Source organism: Micromonospora sp. M61 (assembly GCF_018070245.1).
Classification (GTDB): Bacteria; Actinomycetota; Actinomycetes; order Mycobacteriales; family Micromonosporaceae; genus Micromonospora; species Micromonospora zamorensis.
In genome coordinates this window covers 1-14,400 of sequence record NZ_JAGPYA010000049.1, presented here as the reverse complement: position 1 = coordinate 14,400, position 14,400 = coordinate 1, and the positions used below count along the sequence as shown (strand labels likewise).

The 14,400-nt window shown below is 69.6% G+C and carries 9 protein-coding genes; 7 read left to right on the top strand and 2 right to left on the bottom strand.

The features are described from left to right. The first annotated feature begins 9 nt into the window (after positions 1–9). Complete coding sequence (locus tag KBX34_RS24405) at positions 10–4,098, top strand: tetratricopeptide repeat protein (protein ID WP_210927126.1); 4,089 nt, start codon at positions 10–12, stop codon at positions 4,096–4,098. A gap of 393 nt (positions 4,099–4,491) precedes the next feature. On the opposite strand, the gene KBX34_RS24400 is transcribed toward KBX34_RS24405, so the two are convergent. Beyond that, entirely contained in the window at positions 4,492–5,265 is a 774-nt protein-coding gene (locus KBX34_RS24400; RefSeq protein ID WP_210927124.1) for a hypothetical protein, read from the bottom strand. Positions 5,266–5,534: 269 nt separating this feature from the next. Here KBX34_RS24400 and KBX34_RS24395 point away from each other — a divergent pair, with 269 nt between their 5' ends. Continuing rightward, positions 5,535–7,382, top strand: a complete 1,848-nt coding sequence (locus tag KBX34_RS24395) for a glycoside hydrolase family 15 protein (RefSeq protein ID WP_210927122.1) — start codon at positions 5,535–5,537, stop codon at positions 7,380–7,382. A gap of 366 nt (positions 7,383–7,748) precedes the next feature. Next, positions 7,749–9,923 carry a UvrD-helicase domain-containing protein gene (locus KBX34_RS24390; RefSeq protein ID WP_210927120.1) on the top strand — a complete coding sequence of 725 codons (2,175 nt, stop codon included), beginning with the start codon at positions 7,749–7,751 and terminating at the stop codon, positions 9,921–9,923. Between the two features lie 56 nt (positions 9,924–9,979). On the opposite strand, the gene KBX34_RS24385 is transcribed toward KBX34_RS24390, so the two are convergent. Further along, positions 9,980–10,624, bottom strand: a complete 645-nt coding sequence (locus KBX34_RS24385) for a TetR/AcrR family transcriptional regulator (protein WP_088947668.1) — start codon at positions 10,622–10,624, stop codon at positions 9,980–9,982. A gap of 132 nt (positions 10,625–10,756) precedes the next feature. Here KBX34_RS24385 and KBX34_RS24380 point away from each other — a divergent pair, with 132 nt between their 5' ends. The 4 genes from KBX34_RS24380 to KBX34_RS24365 all read left to right on the top strand — a co-directional run bounded on the left by KBX34_RS24380 (position 10,757) and on the right by KBX34_RS24365 (position 14,337). Further along, a complete protein-coding gene (locus tag KBX34_RS24380) occupies positions 10,757–11,536 on the top strand; it encodes a glucose 1-dehydrogenase (RefSeq protein WP_210927118.1) in 780 nt (259 codons plus the stop codon). After that, positions 11,533–12,009 (top strand): nitroreductase/quinone reductase family protein, encoded by a 477-nt coding sequence (locus KBX34_RS24375; RefSeq protein WP_210792700.1) that lies wholly within the window; start codon positions 11,533–11,535, stop codon positions 12,007–12,009. Before KBX34_RS24380 ends, KBX34_RS24375 begins: the two co-directional genes overlap by 4 nt. Positions 12,010–12,145: 136 nt before the next feature. Beyond that, positions 12,146–12,715: a DM13 domain-containing protein gene (locus KBX34_RS24370; protein WP_210927116.1), complete on the top strand. Its 570-nt coding sequence runs from the start codon at positions 12,146–12,148 to the stop codon at positions 12,713–12,715. 269 nt (positions 12,716–12,984) lie between these two features. Continuing rightward, entirely contained in the window at positions 12,985–14,337 is a 1,353-nt protein-coding gene (locus KBX34_RS24365) for a ricin-type beta-trefoil lectin domain protein (protein ID WP_210927114.1), read from the top strand. Positions 14,338–14,400: the final 63 nt, after the last annotated feature.

The following is a 14,400-nucleotide window of genomic DNA, read 5'->3' as shown; positions in this document are numbered from 1 at the left end:
GGAGCGTCTGTGATCCGGTTGACCGTCAGCGCGACCGACGTGGTCATGGCTGCGCGGGGTGAACGCTGGCGACACCCGGTGGGCCGGGCCGACCAACGCACCGCCGACCTGCTCTGGCGGCTACGCGGCGACCCCTCGGTGGAGCTGTCGTACGAGGTCGGCGCCGCGCTCGGCCACCGCTTCCTCGGCGCTCCCGGCGCGGCCCTACGCGCGGAGCTGGCCCGGCCCGGCCGGCACCGCCTCGGCATCGAGGTCACCGATCCGGCGCTGGCCGACCTGCCGTGGGAAACCCTGGTGCCGCCGGGCGAGGACCTGCCGCTGGCGCTGCGCCCCGACGTCGACGTGTGCCGGACCGGCCCCCGGGCAGCGGTGTCTGCGGCCCGGGTGGACGGCCCGCTGCGGATGCTGGCGGCGATCGCGAGCCCGGACGACTCCAACCAGCCGCTGCTCGACCACGAGCGGGAGCTAGGCCGGATCCTCGGCGCGGTGGAACCCGGGCACCGCCACGGAGTGCGGGTGCGAGTCCTGGAGTGGGGCAGCGCCGCCGCGATCCGCGCCGCTCTCGCCGAGGAGCCGTTCCACGTCCTGCACGTCTCCTGCCACGCGCGTCCCGGCGCACTGCTGCTGGAAACCCCCACCGGCGCGGAGGACCGGGTGGACGCCGCGCGGTTCCTGACCGAGGTGCTGCCGCCGGGCCGGACCGTACCGTTGATCGTGCTCGCCGGCTGCTCGACCGCCCGCCAGGGTCAGCGGGAGCTGCCCGGGCTGGCCGGCGCGTTGCTGGCCCGGGGCGCGCCGGCGGTCCTGGCGATGAACGGAACAGTCAGCGACGCGTACACCATCGAGTTCTGCGCCCGGCTCTACGAGCGGTTGGCCGCCCGGGGCGAGCCGGAACTCCTGGCGGAGGTCTCCGTCGTCCGCCGAGAGCTGGCGCCGACCTCCGCCGAGTGGTGGATGCCGACGCTGTTCCTGGCCGACCCCGCGCTGCGGTTGGCCGGCGGGCGGGTCGGCGGGGCCGTCGCCGCGCCGCCGGGCCAGTCGGTCGTCGGGGACGGCGTGGTACGCGCGCCGACGGACTTCGTGGGCCGGCGGGAGATCCTGCGCCGGCTGTCCCGGGGCAGGCTACGGGTCCTCGTGCACGGCATCGGCGGAATCGGCAAGACGAGCCTCGCCGCCGAACTCGCACAGCGGTTTGCCGACGCGGGCGGCATCGTCGTGGCGACCAGCGGCGACGCCACTGTCGACGGGATCCTCGACGAGCTCCGCCGTCAGGTGGAGATCCGATGTGCCCGGCCGGCGACCGCACCGGACGACCCGCTGCGACAACTCCTCGTCGCCCTCGCCGAGCCCGGCCAGGCCTGGCGTCGACGGCTCGCGGCGAGTGGCGCCAGCGGCACGCCGCTGCTGCTCGTCCTGGACAACGCCGAGGACGCCCTGGACGCCGAGCACCAGCTGGCCGACGGGGACCTGGCCGCGTTCCTCGCCGACTGGGCGACCCGGCACGAGCTGGTCGTGACCAGCCGGCACCCGTTCCCGGTCGCCGACATCGAGCCCCACCACCTTGGTCCGCTCTCCTGGCAGGAGACCCGCAAGCTGCTCTGGCGGCTACCGGGCGTCGGCCGGCTGGCTCCGGCGGAACAGCAGCGGATGTGGCACCGGCTGGGCGGCCACCCGCGCGCGCTGGAATACCTCGACGGTCTGCTGCGCGACGGCAGCGCCCGAGCCGGCGAGGTGACCAGTCGACTGGCGGCAGGCGGCGGCAGCGACGACGCCAGGGCGACCGGCGTCGGCGCGCCGCTGGCCGAGGCCGGCGCGCTGGCCGCCGAGGACGTGCTGCTGCCCCGGCTGCTCGCCCACCTGGAGGCCGTCCCGGCGGCCCGCCGGTTGCTGCTCGGCGCGGCGGTTTACCGCACCCCGGTGGACCGGACCGGGCTCTCCTGGCAACTCGCCGACCCGGCGAACGGCGACGACCCGCCGCCGGAGTCGGCGGGGCTGGCCGAAGCGGTCGCGACCCTGTCGCACCTGGGGCTGCTGGCCCCGGTGACCGGTGGCCACCTGGTGCACCGGTGGACGGCGACGAGCCTGCTGCGCGTCGCCGGCCGCGACGCGGTCACCGAGTCACACCGCCGGGCGGGCCGTTACTGGGGCTGGCGGGCCCGAAACGCCGCAGACCAGCACACCTTCATCCGGCAGGTCGTCGAGGCGCGGTACCACCACCTGGCGGCGGGTGACACCGAGCAGGCCATCACCTACTCCGAGCGGGCCTGCCAGGTGCTGCACGCGGCCGGGCACTGGGCCTGGGAGGAGAAGATCTGGCGAGAGCTCCTGCCGATGGCGCCGCCCGGCTCGGCGCTCGCGGCGAGCTTCCTCAAGGGGCTGGGCGACGTACACCTCAACCGGGGCGAGTACCCGCAGGCGACGGAGCGCTACCAGGCGGCGCTGGCCGTCTATCGGGACCTCGGTGACGACAGCGGGGTCGGCAAGCTCCTGCACCAGTTGGGCCTGGTCGCCGACAACCGGGGCGACCGGGCGACAGCGGACCGGCTGTACCAGGAGGCGTTGACGATCCTGAGTCGGCTCGGCGACCGCGGGGCTGCCTCCCGAACCCTGCACCAGCTCGCCGGCATCGCCCGGGGCGACGGCGACGTCGAGTTGGCCATGGCGCGTTACCTGGAAGAGTTGACGATCGCCCGGGAACTCGACGACCTGGACGGGATCGCCGCGAGCCACCACCAGATCGGCATGCTCGCCTTCGAAGCCCGGGACCTCGTGAAGGCGGAGCAGTGCATCCAGGTGTCGATCACCACCTACGCGCGGATGGGCGTCCGGGTCGAGCAGGGCAGCGGGCTGGTGATGCTCGGGCGGATCGCCCTCGCCCGCTTCGCGTACGACATCGCCGAGTCCCGGGTCCGGGCCGCCCTGGAGATCTTCGAAGAGGTCGGCAGCAACGGCCGCATCGCGGAGTGCACCTTGCTGCTCGGTCACCTCTCCCGGGACCTCGGCGACCTCGAATTCGCCGAGAGCTGCTTCGCCCGCGCCCGGACGATCGTCGCGGCGCTCGGCGAGGACCCGCTGCTGCGCCGCTGCGACGACCTGCTCGGCCAGGTGCGGACGGTCCTCGGGCGGGCCGTCGAGGCGGTGCCGCACACCCTGAGCGTGATGGGCGGGAACGACGGGCCACCGCACCCGTCGGCCCTGGAGTGGCTGGCCGTGCAGCGCCTGGAACTGGGCGCGGCGGCCTTCGCCGACCTGCTGGCCCGGCACCTCGACCCGGCGCAGGCGGCCCACCGGGCCGAGCGGGTCGAGGCGTACCTTCGGTTCCGGTTTCCCGATGACCACCCGACCCCGCTCGGCAGCGGATACGTCCTGCTCGCCATCGCCGCCGCCCAGGCGGGCGAGTTCGGCACCGCCCGGATGTGCCTTCTCCGGGCACTGCCGATCTGCGCCACCGCCGGCTACCGGGCGGGGATCGCCAAATGCCACGAGGACCTCGGCATGGTGGCACTGGAAACCCGCCAGCTGGCCGAGGCCCGGTCCCGCTACGAGCAGGCGCTGGAGGTCTACCGCGCGCTGCGCCACGAGCCCAACCAGGCCATCGTCCTGCACCAGCTCGGCCGGGTCTGCGAGGAGCAGGAGGACCTCGCCGGCGCGGACAGGTTCTACCGCCGCTCCATCGCGATCAAGGAACGGCTGGGGAACCAGTCGGGCGTCTCCAACAGCACCTTCCACCTCGGCCGTGTGGCCGGCCTGCGCGGCGACCAGGCCCTGGCCGAGCGGTGCTACCGGACCTGCCTGCGGATCGACCGCGAGCAGGGCAACTGGGAGGAGGTGGCACTGGACCAGGTGGCGATCGGGCAGCTGCGGGTCAAGCAGGGCCACCCCGCGGAGGGCATCCCACTGATCGTCGAGGCACTGGCCATCGACCGGCAGATCGGGTCGAGGAACGCGGCGCTCGACCTGAACGCGCTGCGCGAACTGCGGGCCGGGCTCGGTGAGGAGGCGTTCACGGCCATCCTCACCGACGCCTTCGGGCCAACCCAGGCCGCCCAGGTGCTCGACCTGATCGCGGTGCTACCGACCACGGCCGAGCAGACCTGACCGTCGCGTCTCCAGCCCGATCGAACCCAGCCCTCAGGCTCGTAAGCCAGAGCCATCAGCCGAGGTCTACGATCTCCACCGCAGGGGCGAAGTGATGAACCGTCGCCTCGAGACTCGGACGGTGCAGCCGCCAGAAGGTCACCGTCTGCCTCGAAAGGTAGATTGATCCGCCAGCACTGCTGATCATGGGAGCGTCATGGCCGCAGACGCGGACGAAGCGGGCGGCGGGAGTCGATTGCTCGGGCGCCTGTTCGCCATCGGCAGCCTCAGCGGGATTGCTCTGATCGCCATCATGGCACTCGTCGTACTCCTCTGCTGTGCCCCCTGTCTCTGGTATCGATCCCTTTCGCCAGATCTGCCTTTCAACTGACAGTGCCCGGGGGTCGCAGAGAATCAGCCGAGTTGGCCTGACCAGTCCACCGTCTCGAGAGCGGGGTGGCTCCTGACCGCCTCGATCAGGGACCTGGATCCGCTGATCCTGGTGCCCTGCAGGTCGTAGTCGGTCCAGATGAACCAGGACCGATCCGTGGGCCACAGATTCGTCGGTGAGAACGGGTAGGGCCCTCCGCGTTCTTTGAGCAGTCCGGGGACTGCTGACAACGGGCCGCGCCACACGTGGAGGTTGTCGAAGTCGTTGGCCGGCAAGGAGGCGTAGAAAGCGACGCAGTCAGTGCTCGGGCCGGCGGCCGAGTGTCGGCACAGGGCATCCAGCAAGGCATCCAGGCTCTCCTCGTCGAGGGAACCTTCGGGCGGCGGCTGGACGGCAACGGGCCAACTGTTATGGGGAAACCAGCGGTGGCATGGAGGGTAGCGTCGATCTGGTGCCTGCCCCCGCTCCCCGGTCAGATGCTGCGACCAGAGCACCCGCCGCCAGGGGTCCCGCGGTCGGACGACGAAGCCCAGGGGTATGCCGGTTTCTGTGGTTCCCTCGTCGAGGTTGATGTCTCCGACGATCAGCGGCGCGAGGTCGCCAGATTCGCGCCCGTGTCGATGCAGCTCGTCGTGGGTGCCCAGACCCGCGAAGCGCGGGTTCTCGTACATCGCATGGAGAATCCAGGTCGAGGATTCCCAACCAGCCGGGTGGTAGCCGGTTGCCGCCTCCCACTTGGGACGGTCTGCGAGCCAGGTCAACAGGGTGGCTGGAGCTTCTACGCGTTCCATGGACACGGTGCCATCGTTCCGCACCAGCCAGGTCGACGTTGACCTTGGGGGGTACGGCGGGGCATCCGCCTTCAGAAGGTTGTCCGACGGCGGGCGCGAGCTCGGCTGGCGGTGATGCCGGCAATCCACGCGACCGGGTGGGCTGGGCGAGGTGCCGGCCGGGCTGTCGAGGCACCTCGGGGTACGCGACAGGGTGGCTGAACGCGAATCGCACCTAACTCGGCAATTCTCCCCCTAGATTCGATGCGCAGGACGCAGCCGAACCGGGGAGAGACGTGGACAGCTATCCGGCGATCGAGGATCACGGACTCATCGGCGACCTGCAGACCGCCGCGCTGGTGACGTGCGACGGGACGGTCGACTGGTTCTGCGCGCCGCGCTTCGACTCGCCGAGCGTCTTCGCCGGGCTGCTGGACAAGGAGAAGGGCGGCTACTTCCAGATCGCGCCGCACGACACGCGGTACGTGACCAAGCAGCTCTATCTGCCCGGCACGCCCATCCTGATCACCCGGTTCATCAGCGCCGACGGGGTGGCCGAGGTGATGGACTTCATGCCGGTCACCGGCGAGCGGGCCACCGACGCGCACCGCCTGGTCCGCATCGTCAACATGGTCCGGGGGAGCATGCGCTTCCGGGTGGAGTGCCGGCCGCGGTTCGACTACGCCCGCGAAGAGCACCAGCTGGAACGCCACCCCAATGGCTACCTCTTCCGCAGCCGGTCGATGACGATGACGTTCAACCCGGTCGACCCGGTGCGGCGGCTGCTCGCCGAACACGGCGACGTCCGCCTCGAGGGCGGCGACCTGATCGCGTACGGCACGCTCAACGAGGGTGACACCGGCGGCGTGGTCCTGGAGACGGCCGGCACCGAGCCGCGCATCTTCTCGCCGGAAGAGGTCCAGGGCATGTTCGAGTGGACCCAGGACTACTGGCGGCGCTGGCTCGAGCGCTCCAGCTACACCGGCCGCTGGCGGGAGATGGTCGAGCGCTCCGCCATCACGCTGAAACTCATGACGTACGCGCCGACCGGCGCGATGATCGCCGCCCCCACCGCCGCGCTACCCGAACTGGTCGGCGGAACCCGCAACTGGGACTACCGCTACACCTGGGTACGTGACACGTCGTTCTCGGTGCACGCGCTGCTCGGCCTCGGCTTCACCGAGGAGGTCAGCCGGTACATGAACTGGTTGGACGAGCGGATCCGCGAGGCCGGCGAGCACCAGGATCCTCTGAAGATCATGTACCGGGTGGACGGCTCCTCCGACCTGCACGAGGAGGTGCTGGACCATCTGGAGGGCTACCGGGGCTCGCGGCCGGTGCGGATCGGCAACGGCGCCGCCGACCAGATCCAGCTCGACATCCACGGCGAGGCGCTCTACGCCATGCACCTCGCCGACGAGCAGGGCATCCGCGTCTCGCACCAGGTGTGGAAGAGCACCGTCCGGCTCGTCGACTGGCTCTGCCACAACTGGGACCAGCCGGACGCCGGCATCTGGGAGAGCCGCCACCACCCCCGCAACTACACCTTCGGTCGGGTGATGTCCTGGGTCGCGCTGGACCGCGCCATCCGGCTGGCCACCCGCACCGGCCGCCCGGGGGACATGACCTGCTGGACGGAGCAACGCAACCGCATCTACGACCAGGTCATGGCCCGCGGATACAACCGGGAGCGCGGCACCTTCGTGCAGGCGTACGACGAGTCCGTGCTGGACGCGGCGCTGCTCGCCATGCCGTCAGTCGGTTTCGTCACGCCGAGCGACCCGCTGTGGCAGTCGACCCTGCACGCGATCGAGCGCGAACTGGTCTCCGACAGCCTGGTGCACCGGTACGACCCGGTCCACTCCCCCGACGGTCTCCCCGGCCACGAGGGCACCTTCAACATGTGCACCTTCTGGTACGTGGAGGCGTTGGCCCGTTCCGGCCGCCTGGACGACGCCCGACTCACGTTCGAGAAGATGTTCACTTTCAGCAACCACCTCGGCCTCTATGCCGAAGAGATCGCCGCGACCGGGGAGCAGATCGGCAACTATCCTCAGGCGTTCAGCCATCTTTCTTTGATCAACTCAGCGCTGACACTCAACGATCTGCTCGACGCCGAGGCCAACGCCCGGCGTCGCCGGTAGCACGGGCACGCTCCGGTCGGCCGTGCGGACCCGGCGCTGGGATGGGCTTGACGGGCACGGACCTACTGCGCAGCACCGTCACGGTGCCGGCCGGCTGCGACCTGACGGTCCGCTTCTGGGTCCGGACCATCACCACGGAGACCGTGGCTGGTGGAAATGCAGCCGCAGATCAGATATTGCCGGAGCTGTCAATAAGAAAATCACGATTGGGTGAGGCCACAAGCGACCCGGAACTGCAAGGCGTTGAGACTCCCATCTCGGTCGGCGGAGTTCCTGGCCGACGAGAGAAACGCTCCCTATGCTTGCCGGCGGAATGCACTGCGGCTCATCCGGGGCCGAGGGGAACACCCATACGAGGATTTGCGAATGCGCCGGAATTCTGCCCTGAACAACGGCACTGCCGATGCCAGCGTAGTAGCACCGGGCGGTGAACAGCCGACCTCCACCCCGGAGGGCGTCGCCCGCCAATCTGCCATCGCCGAGGAACAGGCGTTCCTCGACATGGCCACGGCCCGGCGCGACAGGCTGACCGAGCACCTGGAGGTCGAGCTCTCGTCGGAGGCCCTGGACGCGTTGGAACATGCCCGGCAGCGCATGCTCCGCCAGCAGTACGAAGAGCTGCAACGAGCTCGGGAGGGGCTGGTCTTCGGTCGCCTCGACGGCCTTGATGGCACCGTGCGACACGTGGGCCGTGTCGGTCTCCGCGACGACGTCGAGGACAGTGAGCCACTGCTGGTGGATTGGCGCGCTCCCGCAGCCCGGCCGTTCTACACCGCGACGGCCGTCGACCCCCAGGGTCAGGCACGACGGCGTCACGTACGCACGAACGGGTCGACCGTCGTCGGGGTGGACGACGAGCCGCTGGACGGGAGCATGACGGCCGAACTCGTCGGTGAGGGCGCCCTCCTGGCCGCCCTCGACCAGCGGCGCACCGGTGTCATGTCGACGGCGATCTCCACGCTGCAACGCGAACAGGACGACATCGTCCGGGCCAGGGCGACCGGCCCGCTGGTCGTTCAGGGCGGTCCCGGCACCGGCAAGACCGTGGTTGCGCTGCACCGCGTCGCCTACCTGCTGTTCACCTACCGAAAGATGGCCGAGCAGGCGGTCCTGGTCCTCGGCCCCTCGCCGCGTTTCCTCCAGTACATCGGCCAGGTGCTACCCGCCCTCGGTGAGACCGCCGTCGTCTCGGCGACCTGCGACACCCTGCTGGCCGACATCCGCGTGGGCCGCGACGAGAGCCGGCTTCTCGCCGAAATCAAGGGCCGCGCCCTCTGGCAGCCCGCGCTCGAGGGCTACGTCGCGTCGCTGCTCCCCCGACCCCGTGAGCTGAAGCTGCGCTGGGAGGGCGATTTCTACGTCATCGACGCCGCGACGGTGGCGCAGGCGCTCGCCTCGGCGGTGCAGGGACGCCCCTACCACCGGGCTCGCGCGGCGTTCGCCGAGCAGTTGCACCACCTCCTCGCCGACGCCGTCGCCGAGCAGCGCGAGACGTTGATGAACGAGATGGAGGAGGGCTTCGAGGACATCCTCGCCCGCGTCGACAAGGGGATGGAACATGACCACCGTCCCCTCCGGACGTCCACGGGCAGCGACGTCGACGGGCTGCTCTCCGAGGAAGAGATCGAACACCTGCATACTCGTATCGCCGAGGACGCCACCATCGCCCGGTTCGTCGAGGCATTGTGGACCACCCTCGACGCCGAAACCCTGCTGGGTGACCTCCTGAGCGACCGCGCCCTGCTGGCCCGGATCGCCCCGCAACTGTCGCCGGAGGAGCTCACCGCCGTCGCGGCCGAGCCGGTCCCATGGGCATCGAGCGACATTCCCCTGCTCGACGCCCTCGCCGACCTGCTCGGCGACGTCGACGCCCCGCAACCACAGGGCGAGTTCGTCGCCGACCACGCTCGCCGGCAGCGCGGCTGGGTGTACGGCCACGTCGTCGTCGACGAGGCGCAGGAGTTGTCCGAGATGCAGTGGCAGATGGTCCTGCGGCGCTGCCCCAGTCGCTCCATCACGGCCGTGGGCGACATCGACCAGGCCGAGGCAGCGCACCGGCACACCAGCTGGGCGCAGGCGGTGCAGGCTGCTTTCGGAGACCGCTGGACCGCCGCGGAACTGACCATCTGCTACCGGACCCCGCGTGAGGTCATGGACCTCACCGAACCGGTCTTGAAGAAGGCTGGCAGCCACAACGCGCCGCCACGGGCGGTGCGATCCTCCGGCATCGCCCCCTGGGAGCTCACGATCACCCCCGCCGAGCTTGCCGGCGCCGCCGCCCAGGCAGTGCGACAGCTCCAGCAACGATGGCAGGGCGGCATGGTCGGCGTCATCGCCCCCGCCGACCGCGTCGCCGAACTCCGGGCCGTGCTGAGTGATGTGCCAGTGCTCACCGCGACCCAGTCCAAGGGACTGGAATGGGACGTGACGCTACTGATCGATCCCCAGGGCATCGCCGCCGAACCGCGCGGCTGGAACGGGCTCTACGTCGCGCTCACCCGATGCACCCAGGAACTCGGGCAGCTGATAATCACGCGGTAGTCGGGCTCTTCACAGACGAGGGTGTGGTCGCGCGCCTGGGCCTGCGGGTGGCGGGGTCAGTCGGTGGTGGACGTGTCTGGTCCAGTCGCGGCATACCGGGCGGCAATGGTGCGGACGGCCTCGTCGACCACTTGAGCGACGCGTTCGGCGCTCACCTCCCAGCCCGGCACGAGAAGGGTTGGCCAGAAGACGTAGTTGGAGATCATGCCCAGGAACTGGGTGGCTGCGAGCTCCACGTCCTCGACGCGCGCCGTTCCCGCCTCGTGCTCGGCCAGGAGGTACCCGCGTACGGACTCGAAGTAGGGCATCTTCCCGTGCGAGAACTGCGCGTGGGCCAGTTCGGGGAATCGCGGCAGCTCGGCGATGACGATTCGGAACAGGTCGGTCATCCGGGGCTGGCTCAACAGCTCGGCGTAGCGGCGACCGATGGTTCTGAGCCCGTCGACGAGGTTGCCCGCCGGCGGAGGCTCCTCTTCGTCAGCTGTTGCCCAAGACTCGGTGACGATGGCGTCGAACAGGGCAGCCTTGCTCGGAAACTGCTTGAACAAGGTGGCCCGCGAAACGCCCGAGCGCTCTGCGATCTGCGCCAGCGACGTCCGGTCGTAGCCCAACTCGAGGAACAGTGCCGTCGCGGCGGTCACGATCAGCGCGCGTTTCTCCTGGGCTACACGCTGGTGATACGTCGTCACGACCCTGCTCATGGACCGAGCATACGAGGTGAGTGGCTTGACTCACCACTGCCGCCGACCTAGTGTCAGGGGCAGTGGTGAGTCGCTCGACTCACCATCGGCCGGCGTTCCCGGTCGGTCACCCCTGTACCGAAGGAACATCCGATGAACCGCTTCGAGAACCAGACCGTGCTCGTGACCGGTGGGACCGGCGGCCAGGGCTCCAGCCACGTACGCGCCTTTCACGCGGAGGGAGCGAACGTGGTGATCGGCGACATCGACGCCGAACGCGGCGCCGCTCTCGCCGACGAGCTCGGGACCCGTGCTCGCTTCACCCGCCTCGACGTCACCGACGAAAGCTCGTGGTCCGCCGCTGTGCAGGCCGCCGAAAGCACATTCGGCGCCCTGAACGTGCTCGTCAACAACGCAGGCGTCCAGAACCCGCCGGCGCCGATCGAGAACACGGACCAGGCCACGTGGTCGCGCATCCTCGACATCAACCTCACAGGGACCTTCCTCGGCATCAAGGTCGCCGCCCCCGCTCTGCGCCGAGCGGCAGGGGGAACCATCGTCAACATCGCCTCGACGATGGGCCTGGGCGGCACGGCGCACTATGCGCCGTACGTCGCCAGCAAGTGGGCCGTGCGTGGTCTCACACGAACGGCGGCGCTCGAGCTCGGCCGCGACCACATCCGTGTGAACACCATCCACCCCGGCGTGATCGCGACCCCCTTCATCCAGGAACCAGCAGCTGGCGCCACCATGGCAATCGCCGACTTCTACTCACCCGACCCGTTCGCCATCCCCCGGCTTGGGGAACCGACCGACGTCACTCGGCTTCTCCTGTTCCTCACGTCATCGGACGCCTCGTTCATCACCGGTTCGGAGTACGTCATCGACGGCGGCCTCCTCCTCGGCCCCGCCCTCCAGAACGAGACCGCATGAGCACTCCGGACACGACCGGATGGAACGACTCCGCAGGGGACGCGTCTCTGTCCCACCTGCCCGCTCCCATCCGGAGAGCCATTCAGATCACACCCGCCGCGGGCACCAGCGAACGGATCATCGACATCACGACGCTGGGGCGCCGCACCGGCCGACCACGCCGCATCGAGATCTTCTTCTACCGTGCTGCGGGCACCACCTACCTGTGTAGCGGCGCTGGCGGGGCCGCTACCGACTGGCATGCGAACCTTCTCGCCAATCCGACCTTCACTTTCCACCTCAAGCAGGGGATCCGCGCAGATCTGCCCGCACGGGCCACGCCGGTCACCGACCCAGCCGAACGTCAGGCCGTACTGGCGGAGATCGTCGCGGATCTCAATCAGCCCCACGACCCCGGGACCATCCGGCCGACTCGGCTCGAAGATTGGGCCGACAGTCGGCTGATGCGCATCAGCTTCCGCCAGCGGCCGTAATCACGGGATCCCCCGACAGATGACCTACTCCTGGCCGGGTTCAGACGACGACTGCGCCCTCGACCGTGAAGAGTCGTAAGAGATCCGAAAGGGTTCGCGGCCAGTTCGACGGTCGCGGCGGTCGTACGCTCCGGGAATGAGGGCATCGATCTTCCGGTCGCCGGTGGCGTTGGCTGGTCTCGCGACCGTTGTGGTCGTGGCGGTCCTGGCCGCCTACTGGTTCCAGCCGTGGAAGCTGTTCACCGACACGTACGTCGACGAAGCGCTTCCTCCCGCCGGGGTGACACCGGCCGCCACGACGCCGATGTCCACGCCCCAGTCCCCCACGGCATCGGCCACCGCCCCTGCGGTCAACGAGATCCTGGCTGCGGGCAAGTTCGTCACCCATGAGCACGAGACGACCGGCAGCGCCGAGATCGTCCGGCTCGCCAACGGGCGCCACCAGCTCGTCGTGAAGGACCTGAAGACGTCGAACGGGCCGGACCTGCGGGTGTGGCTGACCGACCAACCGGTCACCCGGGGCACGGCCGGCTGGCGGGTGTTCGACGACGGCGAATGGGTCGAGCTGGCAAAGCTCAAAGGCAACAAGGGCAACCAGGTGTACGAGCTACCAGCCTCGGTCGACCCGCGCGACTTCCGCAGCGTCTCCATCTGGTGCAAGCGGTTCGCGGTCTCCTTCGGCGCGGCCGACCTCACGAGCACCTGATCAGGCCGCAACCCGCCGGACATGGCATTGACATCTTTCACTGTGCAATCTAGCGTCGGAGCGAATCGATTCGACGTCGAGCCAGGTGCTGCGGCGCCGCTGACGATCGGTCATGTGGTGCTCGGGCGCGCGGCGTGGGCAACATCGATTCGATGACCGATTGGTCCCGCGTGGGCGGCGGGACCAGTGGCGGGGACCTGTGTCCATGAGCCGGCCGGGTGCCGAGGACCTCGTCCAACCATTTCGTGCCGAGTGGCAGGAGCCCCATCATGACAAAACGCAGACCCATTCTTGGTTTTCTTGCGACGGCGACAGTCGTCGTGGCCGTGGGCGCGGCGGCGCTGGCCGGTGGCTTGAGCACCACTGCGTCCGCCGCGAATGTCGCAGCCGCCGCAGCGACCGCCGGGTGCGGCAAGGCGCCCGGACTGAACAGCGGCACCCACACCATCCAGAGCAGCGGGAAGAGCCGCAGCTTCATCCTTCGGCTGCCCGACAGCTACGACAACACCTATGCCCACCGGCTGGCCTTCGGGTTCCACTGGCTTGGCGGCACCGCCAACCAGGTTGCGTCGGGTGGAACCGACGGAGCCGCCTGGGCCTACTACGGCATGCTCTCCCAGGCGAACAACAGCACCATCTTCGTCGCCCCGCAGGGCCTCAACAACGGCTGGGGCAACTCCAACGGCGAGGACGTGACCTTCACCGACGACATGATCCGCGTCATCGAGAACGCTCTCTGCGTCGACACCACGCAACGTTTCTCGGTCGGGTTCAGCTACGGCGGCGCGATGAGCTACTCGTTGGCGTGTTCCCGACCGACAGTGTTCCGCGCGGTCGCGGCAATCGCGGCCCCGGGGGCGATCAGCGGATGCAGCGGCGGCACCCAGCCGGTGGCGTACCTGGGGATTCACGGCATCAACGACAACATCCCGAGCGGGCGGTCGCTGCGCGACAGGTTCGTCCGCAACAACGGTTGCGCCGCGCAGAACCCGCCCGAACCAGCGGCGGGCAGCCGGACCCACATCACCACCGCATACTCCTGCCAGGCCGGATACCCGGTGGTCTGGGCCGCGTTCGACGGCGGCCACCAGCAAGGTCCGGTGGACGGGTGCGCCGGCTGTGAGAGCGGCGCGCGGAGCTGGGTCAAGCAGGAGGTGTGGCGGTTCTTCACCCAGTTCGGCTCCACCGTGCCGCCCACCACTCCGCCACCATCGACCCCGCCGCCGGGCCAGCAGAACGTGCTGATCGCGGGTAGCCAGTCCGGTCGATGCATCGACATACCCAACTCCAGCACCAGCAACGGCGCCCGTCCGCAACTCTGGGACTGTCACGGTGGCACCAACCAGCGCTGGACCCATACCGCCAACCGCACCCTGACCGTCTACGGCAACAAGTGCCTGGATGCCAGCGGGGCAGGCAGCAGCAACGGCACCGCTGTCCTCATCTGGGACTGCAACGGTCAACCGAACCAGCAGTGGAACGTGAACTCCAACGGCACCATCACCGGCGTCCAGTCAGGGCTCTGCCTCGACGCCGTCGGTTCCGGCACGGCCAATGGGACGCAACTACACCTCTGGGCCTGCCACGGCGGCGCCAACCAGCAGTGGAGCACGCGCAACTAGCGCCGCATCGCGCATCGTCTGCCAGGTCGGCCGTGCGCCGCCGTGGCAGGCCCAGAGGTGTAG